Annotated in this window: 21 protein-coding genes, 3 pseudogenes and 1 other annotated feature; of the genes and pseudogenes, 4 read left to right on the forward strand and 20 right to left on the reverse strand. The window is 40.2% G+C overall.

Annotated features, from left to right (window positions below; all coding sequences use genetic code 11):
• Positions 1-330 precede the first annotated feature (330 nt).
• The 11 genes and pseudogenes from trxA to zapA form a co-directional block, all read right to left on the reverse strand.
• Complete coding sequence (gene trxA, locus WYK_RS11190) at positions 331-645, reverse strand: thioredoxin (protein WP_040374579.1); 315 nt, start codon at positions 643-645, stop codon at positions 331-333.
• A gap of 485 nt (positions 646-1,130) precedes the next feature.
• On the reverse strand, positions 1,131-2,108 hold the full coding sequence (locus tag WYK_RS11195; protein ID WP_040374580.1) for an electron transfer flavoprotein subunit alpha/FixB family protein: 978 nt from the start codon (positions 2,106-2,108) through the stop codon (positions 1,131-1,133).
• Positions 2,109-2,169: 61 nt separating this feature from the next.
• A complete protein-coding gene (locus tag WYK_RS11200; protein WP_040374581.1) occupies positions 2,170-2,943 on the reverse strand; it encodes an electron transfer flavoprotein subunit beta/FixA family protein in 774 nt (257 codons plus the stop codon).
• Between the two features lie 100 nt (positions 2,944-3,043).
• On the reverse strand, positions 3,044-3,817 hold the full coding sequence (locus WYK_RS11205; RefSeq protein ID WP_040374582.1) for an enoyl-CoA hydratase: 774 nt from the start codon (positions 3,815-3,817) through the stop codon (positions 3,044-3,046).
• Between the two features lie 77 nt (positions 3,818-3,894).
• Complete coding sequence (locus WYK_RS11210; protein WP_040374601.1) at positions 3,895-4,482, reverse strand: TetR/AcrR family transcriptional regulator; 588 nt, start codon at positions 4,480-4,482, stop codon at positions 3,895-3,897.
• 174 nt (positions 4,483-4,656) lie between these two features.
• Positions 4,657-6,360 (reverse strand): long-chain-fatty-acid--CoA ligase, encoded by a 1,704-nt coding sequence (locus tag WYK_RS11215; protein ID WP_152526458.1) that lies wholly within the window; start codon positions 6,358-6,360, stop codon positions 4,657-4,659.
• Between the two features lie 325 nt (positions 6,361-6,685).
• The gene (locus WYK_RS11220; RefSeq protein WP_040374584.1) at positions 6,686-7,093 is read right to left on the reverse strand and encodes a DUF350 domain-containing protein; all 408 of its coding nucleotides are present in this window, start codon (positions 7,091-7,093) and stop codon (positions 6,686-6,688) included.
• Between the two features lie 24 nt (positions 7,094-7,117).
• Entirely contained in the window at positions 7,118-9,469 is a 2,352-nt protein-coding gene (locus tag WYK_RS11225; protein WP_040374585.1) for an endonuclease MutS2, read from the reverse strand.
• Between the two features lie 42 nt (positions 9,470-9,511).
• Positions 9,512-11,223, reverse strand: a pseudogene (gene polX / locus WYK_RS11230) (DNA polymerase/3'-5' exonuclease PolX).
• 17 nt (positions 11,224-11,240) lie between these two features.
• Positions 11,241-11,780 (reverse strand): CvpA family protein, encoded by a 540-nt coding sequence (locus WYK_RS11235; protein ID WP_040374586.1) that lies wholly within the window; start codon positions 11,778-11,780, stop codon positions 11,241-11,243.
• Positions 11,781-11,784: 4 nt separating this feature from the next.
• Positions 11,785-12,036 (reverse strand): annotated as a pseudogene (gene zapA, locus WYK_RS11240) (cell division protein ZapA); the annotation flags it as partial.
• Between the two features lie 153 nt (positions 12,037-12,189).
• Between zapA and rnhC the strand changes: the two are divergent.
• Positions 12,190-13,125 carry a ribonuclease HIII gene (gene rnhC, locus WYK_RS11245; protein WP_040374588.1) on the forward strand — a complete coding sequence of 312 codons (936 nt, stop codon included), beginning with the start codon at positions 12,190-12,192 and terminating at the stop codon, positions 13,123-13,125.
• A 507-nt stretch (positions 13,126-13,632) separates the two neighbouring features.
• A pseudogene (locus tag WYK_RS11250) lies at positions 13,633-14,006 on the forward strand (DUF2750 domain-containing protein).
• A 160-nt stretch (positions 14,007-14,166) separates the two neighbouring features.
• On the opposite strand, the gene pheT reads toward WYK_RS11250, so the two are convergent.
• From pheT to WYK_RS11265, 3 genes are all read right to left on the reverse strand, one after another.
• On the reverse strand, positions 14,167-16,581 hold the full coding sequence (pheT, locus tag WYK_RS11255) for a phenylalanine--tRNA ligase subunit beta (protein ID WP_040374589.1): 2,415 nt from the start codon (positions 16,579-16,581) through the stop codon (positions 14,167-14,169).
• 20 nt (positions 16,582-16,601) lie between these two features.
• On the reverse strand, positions 16,602-17,645 hold the full coding sequence (gene pheS, locus WYK_RS11260; RefSeq protein ID WP_040374590.1) for a phenylalanine--tRNA ligase subunit alpha: 1,044 nt from the start codon (positions 17,643-17,645) through the stop codon (positions 16,602-16,604).
• A gap of 54 nt (positions 17,646-17,699) precedes the next feature.
• Positions 17,700-17,938: a binding site (T-box leader), on the reverse strand.
• A 54-nt stretch (positions 17,939-17,992) separates the two neighbouring features.
• Positions 17,993-18,754, reverse strand: coding sequence for a TrmH family RNA methyltransferase (locus tag WYK_RS11265; protein WP_040374591.1), 762 nt, complete (start codon positions 18,752-18,754; stop codon positions 17,993-17,995).
• Between the two features lie 116 nt (positions 18,755-18,870).
• Between WYK_RS11265 and sspI the strand changes: the two genes are divergently transcribed.
• Complete coding sequence (sspI, locus tag WYK_RS11270; RefSeq protein ID WP_040374592.1) at positions 18,871-19,083, forward strand: small acid-soluble spore protein SspI; 213 nt, start codon at positions 18,871-18,873, stop codon at positions 19,081-19,083.
• Positions 19,084-19,198: 115 nt separating this feature from the next.
• On the opposite strand, the gene WYK_RS11275 is transcribed toward sspI, so the two are convergent.
• From WYK_RS11275 to WYK_RS11290, 4 genes are all read right to left on the reverse strand, one after another.
• Positions 19,199-19,888, reverse strand: a complete 690-nt coding sequence (locus tag WYK_RS11275; RefSeq protein ID WP_040374593.1) for a YflT domain-containing protein — start codon at positions 19,886-19,888, stop codon at positions 19,199-19,201.
• 134 nt (positions 19,889-20,022) lie between these two features.
• Complete coding sequence (locus tag WYK_RS23320) at positions 20,023-21,132, reverse strand: YflT domain-containing protein (RefSeq protein WP_051387453.1); 1,110 nt, start codon at positions 21,130-21,132, stop codon at positions 20,023-20,025.
• Positions 21,133-21,266: 134 nt separating this feature from the next.
• On the reverse strand, positions 21,267-22,352 hold the full coding sequence (locus WYK_RS11285; RefSeq protein ID WP_040374594.1) for a M42 family metallopeptidase: 1,086 nt from the start codon (positions 22,350-22,352) through the stop codon (positions 21,267-21,269).
• A gap of 55 nt (positions 22,353-22,407) precedes the next feature.
• Positions 22,408-22,902: a dUTP diphosphatase gene (locus tag WYK_RS11290; RefSeq protein WP_040374595.1), complete on the reverse strand. Its 495-nt coding sequence runs from the start codon at positions 22,900-22,902 to the stop codon at positions 22,408-22,410.
• A 116-nt stretch (positions 22,903-23,018) separates the two neighbouring features.
• Between WYK_RS11290 and WYK_RS11295 the strand changes: the two genes are divergently transcribed.
• Entirely contained in the window at positions 23,019-23,399 is a 381-nt protein-coding gene (locus tag WYK_RS11295) for a hypothetical protein (RefSeq protein WP_040374596.1), read from the forward strand.
• A 54-nt stretch (positions 23,400-23,453) separates the two neighbouring features.
• On the opposite strand, the gene WYK_RS11300 is transcribed toward WYK_RS11295, so the two are convergent.
• Positions 23,454-24,029 carry a TVP38/TMEM64 family protein gene (locus tag WYK_RS11300; RefSeq protein ID WP_152526459.1) on the reverse strand — a complete coding sequence of 192 codons (576 nt, stop codon included), beginning with the start codon at positions 24,027-24,029 and terminating at the stop codon, positions 23,454-23,456.
• A gap of 61 nt (positions 24,030-24,090) precedes the next feature.
• A partial coding sequence (locus WYK_RS11305) for a DUF1294 domain-containing protein (RefSeq protein WP_328286281.1) occupies positions 24,091-24,377 on the reverse strand: 287 nt, incomplete at its 5' end.

The following is a 24,377-nucleotide window of genomic DNA, read 5'->3' on the forward strand; positions in this document are numbered from 1 at the left end:
TCTTCACTCTTAGATAGTACATATGTTTCCCACTAATCTAACTATACTACAAAATGGCATAAGGTAAACCTAAGAGGTATTTATTACCTCATTCTCTTATCTGGCGTGAAAGGCAGGGGGAGGAATAGGGGTGATTATGCTTTGCACACTAATTGGCTAATTTTGCACAGAAAAGGCTGGCAATTGCATAGAAATCCGCCGGTTTTGCACAGAAAATCGCTCCAAGTGCACAGCTTTTTTCATTTTTTGCACAGAAACAGCTGCAACTTAATCCACCATATCAAAAAAAACTTCAAGCACGTAGCTTGAAGTTTTTTTGTCATTCACTTATTAAGAGTGTTTTGCAAGAAGCTCTGAAAGGGCTTCTTTCGGTTGGAAACCAACCACTTTGTCTACAACTTCGCCGTCTTTAAGAACGATTAAAGTTGGGATACTCATAACCCCAAATTTACCAGCTGTTTCTTGGTTTTCGTCAACATCGACTTTAACGATTTTAACTGTTTCGCCTAGTTCTGAATCTAGTTCTTCAAGAACAGGAGCGATCATTTTACAAGGTCCGCACCATGGTGCCCAGAAATCTACAAGTACGAGGCCTTTTTCAGTATCTGTAGTGAATGATTGGTCAGTTGAATGTACAATAGCCATAATAGTTAGCCTCCCGATAGTTACAATTAATTACTAATATCAGTATAACACCGTCGTTACAATAGATGCTATTATTTTGCTTCCTTGCTAGCTTTCCCTTGCAAAGCCAATTTATACTGGCTGAACAGCGTCATCTATACATTTAAAGTACACGGTCTTCAAACGTAAATCAAGGCATCTGCTTGAGGCAGACACCTTGATTCACAAGCCTTAAAGATGGAAGTCCTCAAAAGGCAAAGACGCCTTTTGGTCCATAGGCCCACAGGATGTGGGTCATGCCGACGTTGCCACAGGACGTGGCGCACTTTTAGTCGGCCTTCCTTTTTGATTCCTTCACAAGCAGTACAGGCACTTTCGCTTTTCTTGATCCAGCTGCAGTGCCTTGCTTGCTGTGGAAAAGATGGAAGTCCTCAAAAGGCAAAGAACGCCTTTTGGTCCATCCCCTATTTCCTTCACAAGCAGTACAGGCACTTTCGCTTTTCTTGTTATGCGTTGACTTTTAGTTTCTTGAATTCTTCAGTTAGTAATGGAACGATTTCAAATAGGTCGCCTACAATGCCGTAGTCGGCTACTTTGAAGATGTTTGCTTCTGGATCTTTGTTAATGGCAACGATTACTTTTGAGTTGGACATTCCGGCTAAATGCTGAATGGCTCCGGAAATACCGCATGCAATGTAAAGGTCAGGTGTAACGACTTTGCCTGTTTGGCCAATTTGCAGTGAGTAGTCACAGTAGTCTGCGTCACATGCTCCACGTGAAGCACCAATTGCTCCGCCTAGGACGTCCGCTAGTTCTTTAAGTGGTTCGAATCCTTCTTCACTCTTGACTCCGCGTCCGCCGGAAATGACAACCTTGGCTTCTGAAAGGTCAACGCCCTCTGTTGCTTTTCTTACTACATCTTTAATGATGGCACGCAGATCTTTAATTTCAACATTTAGAGAAGATGTGTCCCCAGTGCGGGTTTCATCCTTCTGTACTGGATCGATATTGTTAGGACGGATTGTTGCAAAGATGATTCCATCAGTCACAATTTTCTTTTCGAATGCTTTACCGGAATAAATAGGACGTGTAAAGACTAAGTTGCCGCCCGTTTCTTCGATAGAAGTTACATCAGAAATTAATCCAGAGTTTAGTTTACTTGCAATACGGGGTGCAAGGTCTTTTCCTAGCGCCGTATGACCGAAAATAATGCCTTCTGGTTTTTCCTCTTCTATCACTGCAAGGATTGCTTGTGCATATCCGTCAGACGTATATTGGCTAAGCTTTTCATCTTCAACGGTCACAACGCGGTCTGCTCCGTATTGAATAAGTTCTGCTCCAAGAGATTGGATGCCTTCACCAATTAATACCCCTACGATTTCCCCGCCGTCTGCAGCTAGTTTAGCCGCTCCAATTGCTTCAAACGATACGTTTCTGAGAGAACCTTCACGTGTCTCCCCTAAAATGAGAACTTTTCTTGCCATTATAAAAACCTCCTGTGCTCTATTTTTTATGTTTGCTCGAGCTTACACCTATTAGTCAGAGTTAGATTACTTTAGCTTCTGAACGAAGTAATTGGACCAATTCAGTTACTTGATCTTTAATTTCACCACTAAGTACTTTCCCTGCTTCTTTTTTCGGCGGGAGGTAAATTTCTAGTGTTTTCGTTTTTGCTTCTACATCTTCTTCTTCAAGATCTAGATCATCCAGTTCTAATTCTTCAAGCGGTTTTTTCTTCGCTTTCATAATCCCTGGAAGAGATGGATAACGCGGCTCATTTAATCCTTGTTGTGCTGTTACGAGCAATGGAAGAGATGTTTCGATAATTTCAGAATCACCTTCAACATCTCGGGTAACGCTTACATTTCCATCGCTGATTTCCAGCTTAGTGATTGTCGTAATATACGGAATTTCCAAAAGCTCCGCCACACGCGGCCCCACTTGGCCTGATCCTCCGTCAATGGCTACGTTCCCAGCTATAATTAAATCTGCTTCTTTATCTTTAAGGTATTCAGCTATAATTTTAGATGTAGTGAATTGATCCCCGTTTTCAATCTCATCTTCTATATTGATTAATACCGCTTTATCAGCACCCATTGCTAATGCCGTACGAAGTTGTTTTTCTGCTTCTTCTGTTCCTACAGATATAACGGTTACTTCGCCGCCTTGTGCATCGCGGACCTGGATAGCTTCTTCTACTGCATATTCATCGTATGGATTAATAATAAATTCCGCTCCATCTTCATTAATTTTGCCGCCGGTAAGCGAAATTTTTTCTTCTGTATCAAACGTTCTTTTTAATAGTACATAAATATTCAAGATAATCCCTCCCAGTTATGTTATGTCTGAAGATTATGATATCCACCACATATAAAACTTCTACATATAATGCTCATTTCCTCTTAAACTCGTAAATTTATTATTTACCCTTGAAAACAGGTTCTCTTTTTTCGATAAAAGCACGGATACCTTCTTGGGCATCTTCCGAAACAAAGATCGTACCAAATGCTTCAGCTTCCTTTTCAACACCCTTATAAAAATTATCTGATTTAGAATAGTTTAATAATTCAATCGCTGTTTTTAATGCAAGCGGTCCCTTTTTAGCTATTTTTTGAGCCATTTTAATTGCGTTTGGCATAAGTTCATCCTCTGGATATGCATGATTGGCTAGACCATATTGTGCCGCCTCTATCCCTGTAATTGGGTCTGAGGTGAACATCATTTCTGCAGCCTTCGCTGGACCTACGAATCTAGGTAATCGCTGTGTACCGGCAAATCCTGGTACAAGACCGAGCTGAAGTTCAGGTAAACCAAGTTTTGCATGTTCCGTTACGAGACGAATATGACAGGACATTGCTAATTCAAGTCCACCGCCTAATGCTGCTCCATGAATAGCCGCAATAACTGGCTTCGGGTACGTTTCTATTTTCTCAAAGATTTTTTGTCCATCTTCTGAAAGATTTGAAAAACCTTCTCCACTCTTAATCGTGGTAAATTCCTTAATATCTGCACCAGCTGAGAAAAATCGGCCATCACCATGGATAAGGACTACACGGACATCTTCACTTTCCTTCATTTCATCAAACAGAGCTGACAGCTCCTGAATAATGCCTGAAGAAAGAGCGTTTGCTGGAGCACGTTGAATGGTGACTACAGCTACATGATTTTCAATCGAATGCCTTAAAAATTCCATTCCATTGCCCTCCTTCTAAGGGATAACTATGTACTTTATATCTGAAGGGCTGGCAGAATCACCAGCCCGTACAGCCATTAATTCTTGCAGGCACATCCGCCTAGTAATAATTGATGAACCGCTTCAGCTTGTTTCGGTAAAGAATATTTTTGATCATTCATTACCCATGTTGTCGCCGTTTCATCAATTGTACCAAAGATCATTTGCCTTGCTAGTTTCACACTCAAGTCAGGAAGAAATGCCCCGGTTTCTTTACCTTCGATAATGATACTGTCAATCAGGTTTAAATACCCTCTTAAGACATCATTGATTCGAAGCCGCAATTCCTTGTTTGATTGTCTTAGCTCAAGCTGAGTAACAACAGCAAGATGAACATCATCGGACAAGATTTGAAAGTGTTTTTTTATCAAGACAAGTAGTTTGTCCTGTGCACTTTCCTTGCCGCTGATTTCTAACTCAATTTGTTCAACAAAGTAGCCCATTTTCTCTTGAAATAAAGAGATTAAGATATCTTCTTTGTTTTTAAAATAAAGATAGATGGTTCCATCTGCTACCTTAGCTTGCTTAGCGATTTTGGAAACTTGAGCTTGATGATAGCCATTTTCTGCAATGATTACGACGGCTGCATCAATAATCTGTTTGTACTTCGGTCTGTTGCTTTTCACAATGGTTCCCCTTTCAGAGAAAATGAATGAATCATCATTCATATTCCTATAATAGAATGTTGCTCTCCTGCTGTCAAGGAAATTGCTGCCTAACTTTTCTATTTAAGGGTACTATAAAGTTTGTCCAATAACCATCTAAAAAAACAGGAGCAAGTTTTGCCACTCCAACTCAGTTTATGCGTTTTTTAAATCTGCTTCTGCTAATTTTTTTACTTCTTCATCCACCAATGTTCTTCTCAAAATCTTACCAACGGCTGTTTTAGGTAATTCATTACGGAACTCATAAATTCTTGGTACTTTGTATGCCGCCAGATGTTTTCTAGCGAATTGATTCAATTCTTGCTCTGTTGCACTTGCTCCTTCTTTCAAAACAATATAAGCTTTCACGGTTTCACCACGATATGGATCTGGTATCCCTGCTACCACAAGCTCTTGCACAGCTTCGTGTTCATAGAGAACTTCTTCAATCTCGCGTGGATAGATGTTATACCCGCCGGCAATTATGATATCCTTTTTCCGATCAACAATATAGAAGTAGCCCTTTTCATCCATATACCCTAAATCTCCAGTTAATAGCCAACCGTTTTTAAAGGTCGCTTCTGTTTCTTCTGGACGATTCCAGTAGCCTTGCATAACCTGTGGTCCTTTAATGGCAATTTCTCCGATTTCTGATGTTTCCACCGGCTCACCTGTTTCCAGAGATAAAATAGCTGCTTCTGTATCAGGCCACGGCAGACCAATGCTTCCTTTAACACGGGGCTCATCCCAAATCAAGTTGGCATGCGTAACCGGTGACGTTTCTGACAAACCATAGCCTTCAACTAATTTACCACCCGTGATTCGTTCAAATTGTTCTTGAACCTCGACCGGCAGAGCAGCTGAACCACTAATGCAGGCATTTATGGAAGATAGATCATATTTCTTAATGTCAGGGTGATTCAACAAGCCAATATAGATGGTTGGTGCACCTGGAAACATAGTTGGACGCTGTTTCTGTATGGTTTTTAATGTATCTTCGACATTAAATTTAGGTACGATAATCATGGTATTCCCCTGCATAATTGAGAGTACTAAAACAGTTGTCATTCCGTAAACATGGAAGAAAGGCAGCAAAGCCATTACTCGTTCTTCACCTGGCTTTGTTTGATAGAGCCACGCTTCACACATTTTTGCATTAGCAATTAAATTCTTATGGGTGAGCATGACGCCCTTCGGATGTCCCGTAGTGCCCCCTGTGTATTGAATCAGTGCAAGGTCTTCATTGATATTTACTGGTATGTTCAGTTCTTCTGGCACCGGTTTTTTCATAATCTCTGTATACAAATGATGATTCCCTGCATGGGCAACCTTAACGACCATGCCATATTCCTTTTTCTGAATAAATGGGTACACAAGATTTTTAGGGAATGGCAGGGCATCTTTGATAGCGGTTACAATTATATGTTTAATTTCTGTCCTTGGGGTGATAGCCGTAACACGTGGAAATAGAATATCCATTGTAATAATAATTTTGGTTCCTGAATCCTTCATTTGGTATTCCAGCTCACGCTCTGTGTACAGCGGATTCGTTGGGACCACGGTACCTCCGGCCATTAATATCCCGAAATAGCTGACCACACATTGGGGCGTATTAGGAAGCAGAATAGCTACTCGATCCCCTTTTTCAAGGCCGATTTGTTTTAAATAAGCAGCAAACTTCAGTGAAGATTCATAGATTTCCTTAAACGTCATTTCTTTTCCCATAAAGTGTGTAGAAACTTTATTAGGAAATTTAAGCGCGATTTCCTTTAAAAATGATTGCAAAGGTTTTTCTTCATATTCCAATACAGCTGGTATATCGGCTGGATACATATCCAACCATGGCTTTTTACCCATCAGACCCCTCCTTGACAGTTATTATTAAAAATTCAAACTATTCCCTTTTATTATAGTATAACGAAGACCTAGTGACAATTACATCTCATCCAAAGGAATACAAAAATTAAGGAAAAAGACTCATGAAACTGTACGATTAGGTGAGAAAAACTTTTTTATAAAATAAAAAGGATTGAGCCCGGGACAATCCCGAACTCAATCCTTGAAAGAAGATTTGGTTCACTTAGGCAATGAACCCCATATAGATGATTCCAAGTAAAAAGAATACCCCACAGATAACTAGAAGGATTTTTGCAAGCCGTTCCACTTCTTTTCCCCCTTACTAAGCTTACGATATTCCGGCACCGATGACATAGGACAAACCAATTGAAATAATCATCGCAATTAACCCAACCGCTCGATTATCAGCTTGAATTTCATCGTCTATTTTAAATGCAGGCGTTAAAAACTCAAAGATAAAGTAACCAATGAGAAGCAGAGCAAATCCATAGACACCCCAGCCAATCATGGTCAGTAATGAATCATTGTGAAGAATCGATTGGTGAAAAATATTAGAAATCCCAAAAATCTTACCGCCAGTTGCCATAGCTACGGAAAGATTTCCGTTCTTTATCTCTTGCCAATTTTTATATTTTGTCACCAATTCAAAAACCGCTAAAAAGACCACGATACATAAAATTACAACACTATAATAGGCAGCGATGAACACATATTCATTTCCCCAGATTTTCTCCATGCGGTTCCCCCGAATTTATGAAGATTATTTAAATTCTACAATCGTAACACCCGTGCCGCCTTCTCCAGCTTCACCAAAACGGGCTCGTTTTACAGAACGGTGGTTTTTCAAGTATTCCTGTACACCTTGACGAAGTGCTCCGGTTCCCTTTCCATGGATAATTGAAACCCTTGGATAGCTTGCCAATAAGGCATCATCAATATATTTTTCCACTCGTGAAATGGCACTTTCAAAGCGCTCGCCTCGTAAATCAAGTTCCAGGCTGACATGATAGTCTCTGCCTTTAATTGTCGCCATCGGCTTAGGTTCTTTTTGTTTTTGTGTCTGAGTATACTGGAGGTCTGTTTCAGCTACCTTCATTTTCATGATGCCGATTTGTACTTGCCACTCATTTGACGAAACCTTTTCTATTAGATGACCTTTTTGATTAAAGCTAATGACCTTCACTTCATCACCTGGCTTTAACTCTTGCTTCAAAGGCTGCTTCGGTTTTGATTTAGCTTTCTTAATAACAGGTGCCGCTTCGTCGAGACGTTTACGAGCATTAATTAGTTCATGTTCTTTTATATTCGCATTCTCAAAGCGCATTTTCCTTAACTCTGAGATAATATCTTCCGCTTCCGCACGAGCTTTCTCCACTAAGTCAGCCGCTTTACGAGCAGCCTTTTCCATCATGGCATCTTTATCGTCTTGATAGTGTTGGAATTCCTCTTCCAGTTCCCGCTGCAGCTTTTCGGCATTCTTTAAATAGGTTTCTGCTTCTTCTTGATCAATTTCCGCTTGGCGGCGACTGCTTTCAAGTGAGGCAATCATCTTCTCAACTTTATTTGTATCTTCGCCAATATGGCTGCGGGCATTTTGGATGACAGAGTCATTCAGACCCAATCGTTTGGAGATTTCAAATGCATTACTTCGTCCTGGAACTCCAATTAATAACTTATAGGTAGGGCTTAGTGATTCAACATCAAATTCAACGCTGGCATTAACCACACCATCTCTATCATAGCCATAAGCCTTCAACTCAGGATAATGGGTAGTGGCAATAACCCGTGCACCTCGTTTATGCACTTCGTCGAGAATCGAGATGGCCAGTGCCGCACCTTCCTGTGGATCCGTTCCTGCTCCAAGCTCATCAAACAATGCGAGACTTTCATGATCCACATGTTTTAGGATTTCAACAATATTAACCATATGAGAAGAGAAGGTACTCAGACTTTGTTCAATCGACTGTTCATCACCAATATCTGCGAAGACATCCTTAAAAACAGCAATTTCTGAACCATCAAGTGCTGGAATCTGCAGACCTGATTGTCCCATCAATGTACAAAGGCCAATCGTTTTAAGTGTAACGGTTTTACCGCCAGTATTCGGTCCGGTAATTACAATTGTCGAAAAAGTATCTCCGAGAAAAATATCATTCGCGACAACGACATCTGCAGGTATTAACGGATGCTTTGCCTTGAATAGACGGACTCTGCCTTCATCATTTATTTTCGGCTTAGAACCACGAATAGCTTTTGAATACCGAGCCTTTGCAAAAATAAAGTCGATTTGAGCGAGAATCTTTACATTCTGCAATAATTCATGCGTATGTTCTCCAACCGCAGCCGAAAGTTCAATCAAAATTCGTTCTACTTCAACATGTTCCTTAATACGTGTTTCCTGTAGGACATTATTTAACTCCACAATCACTTGAGGTTCAATAAATAACGTTTGACCTGATGAAGATTGATCATGAATAATCCCGCCATACACACTACGGTATTCCTGCTTAACAGGAATAACAAAGCGATCATTACGAATCGTGACCAGAGCATCTGAAAGCATTTTTTGTGCATTAGAAGAACGAATCATGCTTTCTAATTTTTCACGGACTCTGCTTTCATTTGTCCTTAGCTGATTACGCAGTGTCCGCAGCTTATCACTTGCTGAATCTAGGACTTCACCATGTTCTCCAATCGCGAAACCGATCGTTTCTTGCAGTTCCTGATGAGGGTTTAGCGTCTCCATATATTCCAAAATCAGTGGAATTTCATGTTCATCTTCTGCCACATCTTGAAAAAATCGAGAAAGAATCCGTCCAGCGCGGATCGTGCTGGCAACTTCCATCAGTTCATGTGGACTAAGCACACCGCCTATTTGAGCACGTTTGGCTGGTCCCCTAATGTCAAAAATACCACCAAGCGGGACATTTCCTTTTAATCGGAGTACATTTGCACCTTCATCTGTTTCGTCATGCCATTTAATTACCTCTGTAAGATCTGTGGACGGAGCTAATTGCAAAGCACGTTCCTTCCCAATGCTTGAAGAAGCATAGGTTAACAGTTGTTCTTTAATTTTGTCGAATTCCAATGTTTTCAAAACTTTCGAATGCATGGAGTAAAAATCCTCCCTCTTGCGTAGGTATAGTAGTTTATATTATTTCTTTAAAAAGGTAAGTAAGTCTTCAGTTGTGCCTGCATTAAGTACAGTAGACTGCTTTAGCCAGCCTTTAATTGCAGACGATACACCAACAGTCATATGTTCGAGCATATCTATACTGTGGGCATCTGTATTAATCACGATTTTCACTCCTGCATCCTGTGCCTTACGAACATTAGCTGGAGATAAATCTAAGCGGTTTGGATTAGCATTTAATTCTAATGCTGTATTCGTTGAAGCGGCCAGCTCAATCAGCATGTCCATATCTACTTCATAACCTGAACGTTTTCCAATCAGTCTTCCCGTTGGATGGGCTATAATATCCACATGTGGACTATTTAAAGCTGTTTTTAATCGGTCCATAATTTTATCGCGAGGTTGTGAAAAGCTTGAATGAATGGAGGCAATTACAAGGTCCATTTCAGCCAAAAGCTCATCATCATAATCTAATGTACCATCCGGCAGAATGTCCATTTCGATTCCTGAAAGAATGGTAATATCATCATATTTTTCATTTAAGTCATGGATGATTTTCTTTTGTTCCCGCAGTCTTTCAGCTGTCAGTCCATTCGCTACCTTAAGGTATTGGGAGTGATCGGTTATCGCCATATACTTATACCCTTTAGCTCGGCAGGCTTGAATCATTTCGTCAATTGTATGTGCTCCGTCGCTCCAGGTCGTGTGCATGTGCAGATCCCCTTGAATACCTTCCAAAGAAATGAGCGGAGAATCATCCGAGTACTTGTCTACCTCCGTTCCGTCCTCACGGAGTTCTGGCGGAATAAACGGTAATCCAAAATGATGGTAAAACTCTTCTTCACTATCAAAGGTCTTTATATCTCCGGTCTCTGCCTGCTCGACACCATATTCACTAATCTTCTCGCCACGATCCTTGGCCAGTTGACGCATCCGTACATTATGATCCTTCGAACCGGTGAAATGATGCAGTGTGGTAATAAATTCATGGTCTTTTACCATGCGAAAATCTACAGATACCTCATATTTATAATCTAAGTTTATCGAAACCTTTGTATCTCCTGCAGCAATGACCGATTTTATTCCTGGTAGTGATAACAACTGGTCCTTCACTTGTTCTGGGTTGTCCGTTGACAGAATAAAATCGAGGTCCTTGATTGTTTCTCTCATTCTGCGGATACTGCCTGCTCTCGAATACCGAATAATACCTTCCATATTTCCAAGCGACGCCTCAATATCAGTGGCAATGGGGAGCATGAAAGCGAGTGGAAGCCGGTCAGGACGTGAGCCTGCATCTTTAATCGCATCAAGGATTTTTTCTTCTGTTTTTTACCAAATCCCGCTAGATCACGAACCCTGCCTTCCTCGCAAACACGTTTTAAGTCTTCCACATCACAGACAGCAAGTTCTTTATGAAGCTTAGCAATTTTTTTGCCACCGAGACCTTGAAGCTGTAATAATGGGATTAAACCTTTAGGCACTTCTTCCTGCAGCTCTTCTAAAACCGTTGATTTATTATGTTCGATATATTCAACAATAACAGCAGCAGTTCCTTTACCTATTCCGCTTAACGCTGTGAAATCCTCAATTTCGGTAAGACTTCTATCATCTGTTTCTAAAGCAGCAGCGGCTTTTCTGAAAGCAGATACCTTAAAAGGATTTTCACCTTTCAATTCCATATAAACAGCAATCGTTTCTAATAGTTTTATTATATCTTTCTTATTAATCGTCATCCGTTACACCTGCTTTTTTAAAGAGTCTTGTTAAACCAAAGTTCCTTCACCAAATTCGAGAAATATGGCGTTTTCGTGATGATTGCCTCGGAAAGGAAAGACTGGTTAATTGGCGTCTGTACCGCCTCTATTGGCAGTAAAACAGCTATGTATAATAGAATAAACATAATAAGATAAACTTCGGCAAAACCTAAAATACCGCCGCCCCACCTATTCAGGTGCTTTAGGATAGGCAAATGTGCGATAAAATCAAGCATTGAACCAAACAGCTGCCAAATAATTTTGGCACCGAAGAAAATAATAGCAAAAGCAATAGCATTATAATAAGCTGTGTCCAGTCCTACACTGTCAGGTATCATTTCTAAACCTGATAGATTTCCAAGTGATGGATATGGAATCCATAACTTTAACCTTGGTGCAAGGTCGCCATAATATACATAAGCAGCAATAAAGGCAACAATAAATCCTGTTAAATGGATCAGCTGCAGAATAAACCCACGTCTTAAACCAATTAAAAAGCCAATCAAGAGGATGGCTAAAATTGCCAAGTCAAGCATGTACTCAGTCCCTTTTTTTCAGTAATTCCAGTTCTAGCTGGTTAATTTGTTCTTTTAATTTCATATAATCGTGTACGGTATTAACGGCTGTCAATACTGCGAGCTTAGCCGTATCCAGCGAAGGATTCATGGCACTAATTTCCCGCATCTTATCATCGACCATGGATGCAACAATTCGAATGTGACTTGAACTTTCTTCACCGACGATTGTATATTGCTGGCCATATATATCAACTGTTATTTTTCTTTTTTTTCGTCTAACAAAATGATGCCTCCATTCTGAAGAATCCTAGTCTATATCATATCATGAAGCTTTTCCTCTTGAAAGAGTGAGGACTGGCAATTCACCAGCCTCCGCCTATTTTTTTGTAAATTAACGGAAAATATTAATGTATAAGGAGCATATTTGATGTCTCATGTCGTTATCCTTCTCTCACCCGACCAAATTTCAAATGTTAAACGCTATTATTCTGCTCATTTGCTAGAGAAATTGCCCCCTGGCAGTCTGTTTGCTGCCCGGTTACAATCCTGCACGATCACAGCTTACAAATCTGGAAAAGTATTATTTCAAGGTGATGAGGCAGACGCAGAAGCGAGCAGATGGGGAACAGCTGCCCCTTCAGAATCTTTGCCTTCTATCAAACAACACCGCTACTCCCCTCCTCCGGAAATTGGGAGAATGTCGGTAATTGGCTCCGATGAAGTCGGAACAGGTGACTTCTTTGGCCCGATTACCGTTGTTGCGGTATATGCAGATAAGGAGCATCTGTCGCTGTTAAGGGAGATTGGCGTAAAGGATTCCAAACATTTAAAGGACCCGCAAATCCTTGAAATTGGCGAGCAATTGAAAGAGTTAGTACCCTATAGCTTACTCGTTTGCGCTAATCCTAAATACAATTCGCTGCAAGCACAAGGTATGTCACAAGGAAAGATGAAGGCACTGCTTCATAATCAAGCTATCAAACATGTAATCAAAAAAATCGATCCCGTTCAAGCTGAGGGAATTCTAATCGATCAATTTGCTCAGCCTGACGTATTCTTTAATTACTTAAAGGGACAAGAAGTATTTTCATCCAAATCTGTTTATTTAAGCACTAAAGCTGAAGGCATTCATCTTGGAGTAGCTGCCGCTTCGATATTAGCCCGCTATGCATTCGTCAAGCATTTTGACATTTTAAGTGAACGTGCAGGCTTCAAGATTCCAAAAGGGGCAGGCCCGGCAGTGGATCAAGCAGCTGCCAGGCTCATCCATGAAAAAGGATTCGAAGCGCTCAACAGCTTCACGAAAGTCCATTTCGCCAATACAGAAAAAGCTAAAGTAATCTACCAAAATACCTATCAATAAACGGAAACAGGCTGTCGAGAGATCGACAGCCTGTTTAAGATTAGCAAAATACCTTTTGCACACTTTTTTCCTAGTTTTGCACACAAATCCCCCTGATGTGCACACTTTTAGAATAGTTCTGCACAATAGCCACCTTGTGCATTAAAACTATGCTTTTCACACAATCAACTAAAAAAAATAGGTGAGATCTTTAAAATCGAGATGTTGATTTACATTCCAGACGCTTCGCTTTCCGCGGGCGGGCGGTGAGCCGCATCAATGCTTACGCTCCTGCGGGGTCTCACCTGTCCCGCTGTTCCCGCAGGAGTCTTCACGCCAACACTCCCATCAACTGACTTTCTAAACTTAAAAAAGTAAGGCTATGTTAAAGTTACGGATTGATTCTTAGTAAATTTGGCTTTGTTTATAAAGGTTACAACTTAACCTAACTGGGCAATTAGTTGAGCAAGGAGTAAGTGGTAAAATAACAGGAAAGATATTTTGTTAATAGGATTAGGAGTGTTTCTCATGAATAAAAGAGAGTTTGAAGCAGTAATTAAACAACCACCAAATATTAGATACGAGTATTTCATAAAAAAAGTTATAGATTATGAAGAGGTTAGGGCTTTGTATAATGATGGATGGGTCACAACACAAGATGAGAAAGGTAATACACTGATTCCATTCTTTCCTAAAGAGGATTTGCAGAATCCTGTGCTAAAAGTGAATGGATAGATTTTAAAGCTAAATTAATTAACCTGGATGATTTTATTGATAAATGGCTTAGTGGAATGAAAAACGATGGAATAAAACTGTCTATTTTTCCAACTGATGATGATACAGCAGTGGTAAATATAGATGTTATCCTAAAAGATTTAGAAACTGAATTTGAAAATTATTGAACTAAAGGGGTCTTTAGTAAAAAAGGGTAGAATAGTAAAATGAGCGTGGAAAAATTTTCCATACTCATTTTTTGGTGAATCTTGAAATCAACCTTTTCCTTTAACATAGCCAAAAGAAAAGAGGTTCGGAATGAAACCATTCCGAACCTCTACTTATTGGTTATCCTCTTAATTCAGCGCCTGATTTTTCTTTAACGGCTGTTAGTACCTTTTCATGTGCTTTGGTTACTTCTTCGTCTGTCAACGTCCGTTCTGGATCGAAGTATTTCAGCGAGTAGGCTAGTGATTTTTTACCAGCTTCCATGTGCTCTCCTTCATATAAGTCAAAAATACTGACTTCCTTCAGAAGGGAACCGCCTGCTTCAATAATGACCTTTTTAATATCGCCTGCTACCGTATTCGTATCAACGACTAACGCGATATCACGAGAGATGGACGGGAAGCGCGGGATTACTTGGTAAGCAATCGGCGCAACGTTAGCTTGAGCTGCATCTTTAAAGGAAAGTTCAAAGATAAACGTTTCTTTCAAATCAAGTTCCTTTTGAAGCGTTGGGTGAATCTGACCAATAAAGCCAATGACACGGCCATTCAGTAAGATCTCTGCTGTACGCCCAGGGTGCATGTCGGCAATGGTTTCAGCTTGACGATATTCAACTTGGCTATTCAAGCCTAGTTCAGTGAATAAAGCTTCCAAAATTCCCTTGGCCACGAAGAAATCAACTGGTTTCTTCTCACCTTGCCATAAATGTGATTCCCATAGGCCCGTCATCGCTGCAGCGATATGCTCGCGTTCTTCAGGAAGTTCTTCACCATCTTGCTTAAGGAAGACCGCTCCTATTTCATAAAGAGCAAGTGAATCGATTGAACGGGCATTATTATATTTAAGTACTTCAAGCAGCTGTGGAACGATGCTCAATCGAAGCTGGCTGCGTTCCTCACTCATTGGCATGGCAAGTGTTATGGATTCACGATTTTCGATGGCAAATTGTGCGGCTTTTTCCTTGCTCGTTAATGAATAAGTTATCGCTTGGTTCAAGCCTGCCCCCTCAAGAACAGAACGTGTTTTGCGGCGTTTTAATTGATAGTCAGTTAGACGGCCCGGAGCTGTTTCGCCGATTGGCAATGTTGCTGGAATATTATCATATCCATATAACCGAGCTGCTTCTTCAACTAGATCGGCTTCAATGGTAATATCTCCACGGCGAGTCGGCACGGTAACGATAAACGTTTCATTATCTAATTCAACACCAAACTGAAGACGGGTAAAGATGGATTCAACCTCTGATACAGTCATCGATGTACCAAGAAGGGTATTGATCTTGTCTAACGTAATCGAAATTACCTGAGGCTCCATCTTCATTTCATCAAATTCTGCTGTACCAGCGAGAACAGTTCCGCCAGCATATTCACAAATCAACTGTGCAGCTCGTTCTCCTGCAGCACGAACACGAGCAGGATCTACACCCTTTTCAAAGCGGGCACTTGCTTCACTGCGTAGACCATGATCCTTCGAAGCTTTGCGGACAACTGTTCCTGCAAAATAAGCTGATTCAATAATAACGGTCGTTGTATCCTGTCTTACTTCAGAATTTGCTCCACCCATAACACCTGCAATCGCAACAGGCTCCGTACCATTTGTAATCACAAGATGTTCAGCTGTTAATGTGCGTTCTGCTTCATCTAAAGTGATTATTTTTTCAGCATCCTTTGCTCTTCTTACCACAATCTCCTTTGAACCAAGACGATCGTAATCAAATGCATGAAGCGGTTGACCATATTCCAGCAGAATGTAGTTGGTAATATCAACGACGTTGTTATGAGGACGGATACCGCTTGCCATTAAACGAGTCTGCATCCATAACGGCGAAGGTCCAATTTTCACATCTTTAATCACTTTCGCAATATAAAGCGGGTTATCCTCAGCATTGTCTACTTTAATATTGATGAAATCAGATGCTTTTTCAGCAGCTTCTTCCGTTGAAATTCCCGGCCATTTCACTTCACGTCCTAAAATCGCTCCAACTTCATAAGCCACACCAAGCATACTTAGCGCATCCGAACGATTCGGAGTTAATCCTAGTTCAAGAATCTCATCGTCAAGACCCAGCGCTAGTAAGGCGTCTGTACCTACTTCAACATCACTTGGAAAAACAAAGATTCCAGTCGCATATTCCTTGGCAACCAACTTAGAATCGATACCAAGCTCTTTTAGTGAACAAATCATTCCGTGTGATGCTTCTCCGCGAAGTTTCGCTTTTTTAATTTTGAAGTTACCAGGTAATACAGCTCCAACAGTAGCTACAGCTACTTTTTGACCTTTATCCACGTTTGGCGCTCCGCAAACGATTTGAACGGTTTCACTTCCAAGGTCAACTTGGCAGACATTTAATTTATCAGCGTTTGGATGCGGTTCACGTTCAACAACATGACCGATCACAATACCTTTTAATCCTTCACTCTTCTTTTCTACTCCTTCAACCTCTATGCCGCTTTTTGTAATTTTTTCTGCCAGCTCATCAGCGCTGATGCCTGAAAGATCTACATACTCCTGCAGCCATTTATAAGATACAAACATGATAGGTCCTCCTTTTAAATTTATTCTGATTCATGGGTGTGAAATTGCTTTAAGAAACGCAGATCATTTGTATAGAAATGGCGGATATCATCAACGCCGTATTTAAGCATGGCAATACGCTCTACACCGATTCCGAATGCAAATCCAGAATATGTTTTCGAATCGAAACCAGCCATTTCTAGTACGTTTGGATGGACCATACCACCGCCAAGTACTTCAATCCAGCCAGTGTGCTTACAAACACTGCAGCCTTTGCCGCTGCAAATTTTACACGAGATATCAATTTCAACGGATGGTTCAGTGAATGGGAAGAAACTTGGACGAAGACGAATTTCCCGATCTTGACCGAATACTTTCTTCGCAAATACTTCAAGGGTTCCTTTCAAATCGCTCATGCTGATGTTTTCATCAATCACAAGACCTTCGATTTGCATGAATTGATGTGAGTGCGTTGCATCATCATTATCTCGACGATACACTTTACCAGGACAAATGATTTTAACCGGACCTATCCCTTTATGCATCTCCATGGTACGTGCTTGAACAGGAGATGTATGTGTACGCATAAGAATTTCATCAGTAATATAGAAAGAATCCTGCATATCACGTGCTGGATGACTTTTCGGCAGATTTAACGCTTCAAAGTTATAATAATCGCTTTCCACTTCAGGACCTTCAGCAACTGTATAACCCATCCCAATGAACAAGTCTTCAATATCTTCAACAATGCGAGTTAATGGATGTTGGTTTCCCTTATTAACTGGACGTCCTGGAAGGGTTACATCGATTTTCTCAGAGGCTAGTTGTGCGTTAACAGCTGCTGTTTCAAAAGCATGCTGTTTTTCTTCGATTTTTGAAGCAATCGCAGCACGAACATCATTAGCCAATGCACCAATTTTCGGACGTTCCTCAGCAGATAATTTCCCCATGCCTCGTAATACCTCAGTAATCGGTCCTTTTTTCCCTAAATATGCAACACGAATATCATTTAATTCCTTTAATTCGGTCGCTTCGGTTGCCTTTTGCAGCGCTTCCTGCTGCAGTTCAAGCAGACGTTCTTGCATGATGTTTCCTCCTTATAAAAAAAGATTTTTGGAACACAAAAAAACCCCATCCCAGAAAGGGACGAGGTTTATGTATCGCGGTACCACCCTTATTAGCACCAAAATCACCAAGGGTGCTCACTTAATTTAGATAACGGCTTTTCGCCGGGGCATCTTTCGATCACATAAAGAGACCATCCCGATGCCGACTCAAGAGTTGAATTCACAAAAAGCGCGCCATAAAATGCTCTCAGTCTCGGCATTTTTTCCCTGAATGGTTGAGTTTTGCTACTGGTCTCCGTCACAGTCGATTAACTTTATACAATTGTGTTTTATTATAGTATAAATCAGGATGGGTAGCAAATCGATTATGAATTTTTTCTCAGGTAATACATTAAAATTCCTGCTGCAATCCCCACATTGAGTGACTCACTTCTACCGTGAATGGGAATATACAGGTTCTGAGACGTTTTAGCGAGCAATTCCTTACTCACTCCCTGCCCCTCATTACCAACTAAAAGCGCAAATTTCTCTGTTTTTTCAACTTGTTCAAACGGTACAGCTCCTTCAAGCGCAGTACCGTAAACTGGTACTTCCTGACCCATCAATGAATCAATTACCTCTGAAAGATTAGCCTTGATAACCGGCATATGAAATATACTACCTTGTGTTGAACGAATGACCTTCGAGTTATACACATCTGCACAGCCTTCGCCTAAAATAACAGCATCCATTCCTGCTGCATCAGCTGTCCGAATTATGGTCCCGATATTGCCTGGATCCTGAACGGCATCAACCAGGAGTAGTCTTTGGGGATTAATCTCACTTAAATTCTGCGTCTTCTGCTCACATACCGCAGCAATTCCCTGTGGTGTTTCTGTATCACAAATTACTTTCATCACTTCTTTTGCCACATAAATAATTTCAGTATCTTCTATTGTAAAGCCCGCAGGTAATTCCGTATCTTGGCTAATAATCACTTCTTGGACATTATTCTTTTCTTTTAACGCTTCCTCAACAAGATGAAATCCTTCAATTAAATAGCGGCCGGATTTATCTCTTTCTTTCTTGGTTAATAGCTTCTTCCATTGCTTTACTTTAGTGTTTTTAACTGATTCGATATAGTTCAAGGCTGAACTCTCCTTTTATGCTGACTGATTTTCCTATTATAACGTAATTTGCATACATAATGCATGCCGATCTGTGCAAGCTATCAATGTGAGTACTGAATGAGGAGGATAAAAAAATGAACCTGAATTTACGTAATGCCATTATTCACAACGTTACAGGGAATACCCAAGAACAATTACAGGACACAATTGTAGATGCCATTCAGAACGGAGAAGAAAAAATGCTTCCAGGCCTTGGCGTTTTGTTCGAAGTCATTTGGCAAAATGCAAGTGAATCAGAAAAGGCAGAAATGCTCCAGCTTCTCGAAACAGGATTAAAAACACAATAGCCTTAGGCTATTGTGTTTTTAAATTTCGAGCCATATGTGTACGACCAACCCTGTATATCTCTCATCAAACAAAAAAGCCATCGAGGTTTTCTCGACAGCCTAATACATTTACTGATTACAAATGATCGGTGTTGATTCGATTTTTCAGTTGCTCATCATGAATGAGTGCATTTCCATCATTATCGAGTTGAACATCGTCCGCCTCATTAGTTAATTCCCGTCCAATTATATTCGATTCTTTTGTCTTAGATGAAACAGGATCAGCATTGGGATCACTTACGGGCTGTCTAGACTCAAAGTCTTTTACTTGCTCCGCTTCACTTGGTGATTGTTCATTGGTTTGATACGTTGTCTTTTCACCATCAGGGATTGATGTTTTCGTCACAGGCAGCGTATCCTTTTTATTTTGCTGTTTATGTGGTTTTACTTGCTCCATATAGCCTGCTTTTGTCCCTTCAACAAGGTGTGAACCTTCGTTTACCAAAACGACTACTTTTCCTTCATTAATTTCTTTCATATATGCATGCGCCTCTGTGTCAGATAAACCTGCACCGGCAAGTTTGTCTGTTAAATCTTCTTTTCCAATATTCATAAAAATCCTAGCTACCTTATCTACCAGTGATTCGTCATCTTCATCTGAAAACGTTTTTACATGTTCGAGCCCTTTTTCATCCAATCTTTCTAGTTCCTCTTCACTGCTTGCTAACACCGTTATTTCTTTTCCTTTGTATCCTTTGGCTTGAAGTGCTTGTATTTCTTGAATCACTTCATTTTGATGAAATACTCCATATACCTTCGTTTCCATAATCATTCCTCCCTAGTTTTTTCCATATACCTATTAATACCCATAGGAAGGATTACTAAACGATTTTTCTCCCCCTCCAGCCTCGTAACAAATGAAAAAGCTATCGAGAATTTCTCGACAGCTTCCACATTTCATTAATAAGTTTTTCTTGATGATTTAGTCTCTTCATCATTTGGATTTAAGGTACGGCTGATGACTTTGTATCCTTTTTCATCCATTTGTTCATCGCGCATAGTGGGCTCATTTTTTTCTTCTTTTTTGGTTTCTGAATCTAAATCAAAGCGACTGTGACTGTTTGCAGCATAGCCAACTGTATTTAAATTGTCTTCATCTTTGACCAATTCATCCGTTGTCGGATGGTTGACCTGGCGAGATGCTCCTTTTGTTGTCACAGGAGTGTTATGATTTGGATTCCCTTCACTATTTCCTTGTGTTGGCGGGAAAACCGCTGTATTTGGATCATTCTCTTCCCCATCAAAACGGTCTCGGCTGCTTTCTGCATACCCCACATCATTCAGCTTTTTTTCGTTGTCTACTCTATCTTCTGTTAACGCCTTTTCATCTAAATCAAAATTATGGTGCTTTATATCACCTGTTGTTGAATCACTTGGTTGACCATTAAAGCGACCTCGGCTTCGTTCTTCATAGCCAACTTCATTCATTTTTTCATCAGTAACCAAATCATCACTTGGATCGTATATTGGACGCTCTGCTACATTTCCTGTTACAACAGTATGATCTTCTTCTTGTGGAAGAGCATTGCTTGTAGTAGAAGGGAAAATATTAGGATCAGGATTGTTCGTTATACCTGATGAAATTGAATTTTTTTCTCTTAAATCAATTTCTTCTTGTTTGCTGGTTAAAGCAACACCTGGTTCATTAGTCACAGTTCCTTCTCCAACGTTGCCCGTTCCTTCGACAAGAACTAATACCCTGCCATCTTTCACATCTTCTGTATAAGCTTCTGCTTCTCTAGTTGATAAGCCTACATTCGAAAGACGTTCTGATAAACTATCCCGGTTGTCGTCTACGAAAAAGTGGACAATTTTATCAAAAAATGAATCGTCTTCAGTAACTACCGTATTCACATCCACAGTACGGTTAAGATTGTCTAAATTCATTGTTTCTTCATTCTTAGCTACGACTGTAATATCGTCGCTTGCATAACCTTTTGCTTTAAGTGTATTAATCGCTCTAATTGTTTCTGCATTTGAATCAAATACTCCATATACGGATTTAGTCATTATCTATATTCCTCCTTAAGATGCTTTCGTTGTCATATCTACTATGTACCCGGTACAAAAGATCTTAAACGAAAAGATTATCCTTCAGAAAAGTAAAAAAATAAAAAGGGTGCCCTTTAGCACCCTTTCGTTTGTTAAGTAAATGTTAATGTATCAACTGTTTCACGGTCTAATTTTTTAATAACTTCCACAAGTAATTTAACCGTATGTTCATAATCATCACGATTAAGCATAGCGGCATGTGAATGGATATAACGAGTAGAAATCGTAATCGCAAGCGCCGGTACACCGTTAGCAGTTAAGTGAATCGCCCCTGCGTCTGTTCCGCCTCCTGGAATCGATTCATATTGATAAGGAATATTGAATTCTTCCGCTGTATGAACGACTAAATCACGGAGTCCTTTATGAGAGATCATCGAGGCATCATACAGAATTATTTGAGGACCGCTCCCCAATTTCCCCTGTGATTCTTTATCACTGATTCCCGGTGTATCCCCCGCCGTTCCTACATCAACAGCAAAGCCGATATCTGGTTTAATCATAGACGTTGACGTTTTCGCTCCACGGAAACCGACTTCCTCCTGAACTGCCCCCACACCATATACGATATTCGGATGGTTCATACCATCAAGCTGCTTAAGTACATCAATGGCAATCGCACAGCCAATGCGGTTATCCCAAGCCTTAGCAAGCAATAACTTTTCATTATTCATTACTGTAAATTCAAAGTATGGTACGACCATATCTCCTGGTCTTACTCCCCAATCCTTAGCTTCCTTAGCACTTGAAGCACCAATATCAATGAACATGTCCTTTAAGTCGACAGGTTTTTTTCGTGCTTCGGGAGTCAGGATATGGGGTGGCTTAGAACCAATAATCCCCGTCAAATCTCCACTTTTCGTAACAACGGTTACCCGTTGAGCAAGAAGGACCTGAGACCACCATCCTCCAAGAGGCTGAAACCAGAGAAAACCTTTTGAGTCGATTCTAGTAACCATAAATCCAACCTCATCTAAATGCCCTGAGATGACAATTTTTGGTCCACCCTCTTTTCCGATTTTCTTTGCTATCAGACTACCAATACCATCAATGACGACTTCATCCGCGTAGGGAGTAATATATTCACGCATCAATTCTCTAACTTCCCCTTCGTTCCCTGGTACCCCTTTTGCATCGGTAAGACGTTTGAGCATCCTTACAGTTTCATCTAATTCTGCCACCAAGTACTCCCCCTCAAAACTTATGTATATCCATTATTATACAACATCTTTATGCTTAGTACCCTTGTTTCTGCCGATCATAGTTAATTTGGTTTTTATCCACGTAAGCCCGCTCTATGTCTTCACCGGAAAAACCAAGCAGGTTCCCTAGCGCTAGATAGTTCTTAAATACTTGTCGATACGCAGACTTTGTTCTTTCTTGATCAAACAATACAATATCTCTATACAATGTGATAAACATAGCCGTAGGTTCTTGTCCCTTATCTAAACCATCAGTCATATCTTTAACTGTATCTCTGAACTCACAGGCGATGCCCAGTGACAAAATAAAGTGAACACCATCAACATATTCAGCTAGGATAGTTTCTTTAGCTGCTGGTCCTTTTAGGCTCCAAAATTTGAAGCATCTCGTTTCATTTGCTAGCTCACCTAACTCCACCAGCAGAGCTAGAATTTTGTTCTCAATTAAATCCGTGTTTTGCAACCCATGCTTTTCCTCAATATGACGATCCAGGGCTTCCTGCATCTCAAATAGTTTTTCTACATTCATCTCGAACCACTCTCTTTCATGCTTTATCTTTGAAAATTATATCAAAAATTTGAAACCTATTGAAAATCTATCCGTATATATACTACTACTTCTGTAAATACAAGGAGGAAAACCCCGTGATTCTATTATTCCGGTTACTTATATTCGTTTTTATCCTGTTCCTAGTATATACAGCTATAAAATATATACTAAGTCCTAAAAGGAAGCTAGAACTTGCTCATGAGCACAAAAAGTACTTTTTCCTAGATGATCATCAGGATATTCGGAAAAATTTTTTATTAACCTATAAGGGTGCATTATTCGAAGGAGAAAAATACCTTGGTACAACGGATGAAGCCTTTGAAGTGGTTTCCATTTTCATCTGGCCAAAAAGTACTGCAGCCCTGCAAGGCTTAGAACGAAAGGACTTTCTATATATTCAATCCGAGATTACACGCAATTATCCGAATGCCGTAATCGACTGGAAAAGTCCCGTTAAAGAATTTTTAAAAGAATAAGAAACTCACAAAGACTGTCGAGAATCCTCGGCAGTCTTTCTTTGATCACCTATGTTATCCCGCGCTATTCTGTGAAAAAAATTCTTTCCAAGGAATAACCGTTTGCTTTTCCCTTACCAGATAAAATAGCAGCGACAGTGATAGTAGAAGTAAAATGATTAAGGTTGGGCTAAATGCCCGAATATAATTGCCGAAAATGGTATATATAAAAGCAAGTGGTATATTCGTTAAAAACGAGGCATAGGAGTAATCTTTTAGGCCTTTCTTTGTTTCCATTAAACACAGTGATAACAAGTGATAGTGAATGAAGGGAATTAAACGTAAAACAGCAACTTGTTGACTATTTAACTTTCTGTTTCCGAAACACTTATTCTTCATTTGCAATATTCGAGCCATAAATCTGGGAAACTGATGCACAGCCACATAGAAGGCAATGCATGATAATGTTAAACCAATTACCGAATACAGTGTCCCTGCAAAAGCACCAAATAATATCCCGCCGGTAATACAGACTACCACAACAGGTATAAATAAGAACTGCCTTAAGACATGAAATACAATAAAGAAAATGGGTGCCATAATGGACCCTGTCTGGAGGAAACTCATAATAAGGGTGAGTTTTTGTTCCAACGTTTTGCCCTCCCTGTTTATTCTCAGCTGTTCCTTACAGCATATCCTCAGTCTGCTTGTACTATGACAAAATGATGACATACCCCACAAGCACTAGCTGGATAATCATTAATGCGGGGAAACCCCATTTAAAAGCAAAATGTTTCGTTTTATGTCGAAACTTTTTCATTCCTGCAAATGCCCCTGTTGCTCCGCCAATCCATGCCAGCACCCAAAGAGTCCTTTCACTTATTCGGTACTGGTGGTTTTGTGCTCTTTTTTTATCAATCCCCATTGTGAAATAGGCAAGTACATTAATAACCACTGCATAAATCCATAGCTCAGTAATCAATTGAAAACTCCTTTCTT

Origin of the sequence: Peribacillus psychrosaccharolyticus ATCC 23296 (assembly GCF_000305495.1) — a bacterium.
GTDB lineage: Bacteria > Bacillota > Bacilli > Bacillales > DSM-1321 > Peribacillus > Peribacillus psychrosaccharolyticus.

Excerpts from the sequence above, each read along its gene's own strand:
- WYK_RS11205 (WP_040374582.1), bottom strand. The coding sequence starts at position 3,817 with ATGGAATTTTTAAGGCATTCGATTGAAAATCATGTAGCTGTAGTCACC.
- trxA (WP_040374579.1), bottom strand. The coding sequence starts at position 645 with ATGGCTATTGTACATTCAACTGACCAATCATTCACTACAGATACTGAA.
- WYK_RS11220 (WP_040374584.1), bottom strand. The coding sequence starts at position 7,093 with ATGGAGAAAATCTGGGGAAATGAATATGTGTTCATCGCTGCCTATTAT.
- pheT (WP_040374589.1), bottom strand. The coding sequence starts at position 16,581 with ATGTTTGTATCTTATAAATGGCTGCAGGAGTATGTAGATCTTTCAGGC.
- WYK_RS11195 (WP_040374580.1), bottom strand. The coding sequence starts at position 2,108 with ATGGCAAGAAAAGTTCTCATTTTAGGGGAGACACGTGAAGGTTCTCTC.
- sspI (WP_040374592.1), top strand. The coding sequence starts at position 18,871 with ATGAACCTGAATTTACGTAATGCCATTATTCACAACGTTACAGGGAAT.
- WYK_RS23320 (WP_051387453.1), bottom strand. The coding sequence starts at position 21,132 with ATGACTAAATCCGTATATGGAGTATTTGATTCAAATGCAGAAACAATT.
- pheS (WP_040374590.1), bottom strand. The coding sequence starts at position 17,645 with ATGCAAGAACGTCTGCTTGAACTGCAGCAGGAAGCGCTGCAAAAGGCA.
- WYK_RS11290 (WP_040374595.1), bottom strand. The coding sequence starts at position 22,902 with ATGAATGTAGAAAAACTATTTGAGATGCAGGAAGCCCTGGATCGTCAT.
- WYK_RS11225 (WP_040374585.1), bottom strand. The coding sequence starts at position 9,469 with ATGCATTCGAAAGTTTTGAAAACATTGGAATTCGACAAAATTAAAGAA.
- rnhC (WP_040374588.1), top strand. The coding sequence starts at position 12,190 with ATGTCTCATGTCGTTATCCTTCTCTCACCCGACCAAATTTCAAATGTT.
- WYK_RS11275 (WP_040374593.1), bottom strand. The coding sequence starts at position 19,888 with ATGGAAACGAAGGTATATGGAGTATTTCATCAAAATGAAGTGATTCAA.
- WYK_RS11235 (WP_040374586.1), bottom strand. The coding sequence starts at position 11,780 with ATGCTTGACTTGGCAATTTTAGCCATCCTCTTGATTGGCTTTTTAATT.